General features: G+C 69.9%; 1 protein-coding gene. It reads right to left on the minus strand.

Annotated elements, in window-relative coordinates; genetic code table 11:
* Window positions 1-359: 359 nt before the first annotated feature.
* Window positions 360-1,313: a ribose-phosphate diphosphokinase gene (locus ACWEBX_RS40410; RefSeq protein WP_451889677.1), complete on the minus strand. Its 954-nt coding sequence runs from the start codon at window positions 1,311-1,313 to the stop codon at window positions 360-362.
* Window positions 1,314-1,574: the final 261 nt, after the last annotated feature.

Raw genomic sequence — 1,574 nt, forward strand, 5'->3', positions numbered from 1 at the left:
GTGCAGCATCCTGCTGCTCGTCACCGCGGTCGTCGACCTGGCGCTCGGCGACCTGACGGCCACGCGGATCGCGACCGTCGCCGTGACGGCGATCGCCTGGTCTGCGCCCATCCGCTGACCCTGCGCATGTTCCGGCTGACGGGGCTCTCGCGGATCCTGCCGCCCTCGGCCTCGCTGGAGGCGGCGCTGGGCCTCCCGGAGACCGTCCCGGACCCGCACTGAAGGCCCGGCGATCGGTTCGCCGAGGCGGGCGGCGGCTGTACCCGCCCACCCGCAGTCCATGAGCCACCCTGCCGCCGCCCCTGCCTCCGCCTGCGTGGCCGAGGGCGGTGCGAACAGCAGGTCTTGGTTCCGCTTGTCTATTGGTTCCGGGGCGCGTCGAACAGGGCGCTGACGGACTCACCGTTGTGAATGCGCCGGACGGCCTCGGCGAGCGCCGGGGCGATGGACAGGACGCTCAGCTTTTCGGTGTGCTCCTCGCTCGGGACCGGCACGGTGTTCGTGCAGACGATCTCCAGTACGTCGGGCTGTTCGCTGAGCCGCTTGAGCGCTCCCGCCGCGAACAGTCCGTGGGTGCAGGCGACCCGGATCGACTTCGGCCCCAACTCGCGCAACCGGTCCAGGAGTTCGAGAACGGTGCTGCCCTTGGCTATCTCGTCGTCCAGCACGATGACATCGCGCCCGGCGATCTCACCGATGACCGAGGAGATGCTCACCCGGTCGTCGGCGAACCGCTGCTTGGCACCGGCGGCCACCTGGGCGCCGATCAGCCGCGCGAACGCGGCGGCCTCCTTCGCGTTGCCGAGGTCGGGTGAGACCACCGTCGTACGCGACAGGTCGTTGGCCCGGAAGTGCGCGGCGAGTTCGCGCAGAGCGTGCAGATGGTCGACGGGCACCGAGAAGAAGCCGTGCACCTGCGGGGAGTGCAGTGTCATCGCGAGGACCCGGCTCGCACCGGCCGCCACCAGCAGGTCCGCCACGAGCCGGCCACCCAGGGAGATCCGCGGCATGTCCTTCTTGTCCGAACGCGCGTACGAATAATGCGGCATGACCACGGTGATCCGCCCGGCCGAGGCACCGCGCGCCGCGTCGCACATCATCAGCAGTTCGACCAGGTGTTCCTGCACCGGAGTGACGAGGGGCTGCACCAGGAAGACATCACGCTCGCGGCAGTTGGCCTGGAGCTGCACCTCGAGGCAGTCATTGGCGAACCGGCTGACACGGGTCGGACTGAGGGGCACACCGAGGTGGGCGCAGAGCTCGGCCGCGAGCTCTGGATGGGCACTACCGCTGAACACGGCGATGTCACGCACGTCCGCTCCTCGCATGGTCGAACCGGATCACGTCGCCGGGCACAAGATCGGCCCGGAGTGCGCACCTCATGCTACTGGGCACCTTTCGGGCCTTCGACCGGGGACTTTCCGGTTGCGGATCCGCTCGCGGGGTGCCGTACCGGCCACGGACCCGCCCGGCGGCGACGGCACCCGGGGGCGCCCCGCGCGAAGGGCCCCAGAGAAGAGGAACGGACCTTCAGCCCGAACTCCTTCGGAGTGAGGCTGAGTGCCGCCATCTCC

The organism is Streptomyces sp. NPDC005070 (genome assembly GCF_053600395.1).